The organism is Pseudomonas brassicacearum, assembly GCF_003732265.1.
Classification (GTDB): domain Bacteria; phylum Pseudomonadota; class Gammaproteobacteria; order Pseudomonadales; family Pseudomonadaceae; genus Aquipseudomonas; species Aquipseudomonas brassicacearum_D.
Genome location: NZ_MOBK01000288.1, coordinates 1 through 281, shown reverse-complemented (window position 1 = coordinate 281; position 281 = coordinate 1). Strand labels below are relative to the sequence as shown.

General features: G+C 59.1%; 1 protein-coding gene. It reads left to right on the top strand.

What is annotated here, in order from left to right; translation table 11 throughout:
* The coding region (locus BK660_RS31315) for a hypothetical protein (RefSeq protein WP_148057525.1) at nt 1–281 on the top strand (281 nt) is incomplete at both ends.

The following is a 281-nucleotide window of genomic DNA, read 5'->3' as shown; positions in this document are numbered from 1 at the left end:
CAAGCGCATTGCCCAGCGTGTGCATCGCTTGACCTGCATCCTCGCTGTCGGCCTTGAGCGGCATGGCGTCAGCCGCCTCAACCAGCACTTCTTTGACACACTGACCCTGGACGTCGGCGGCACCCAGACCGCGATCATCGAAAGCGCACAAGCGGCGCAGATCAATGTGCGGATTCTGGGGCGAGTACGGTTGAGGTTGAGCCTCGATGAAACCTCCGACGAAACCACCTTCGCCAAGTTGTTCGATGTGTTCCTTGGCGCCGATCATGGTTTGAATGTCG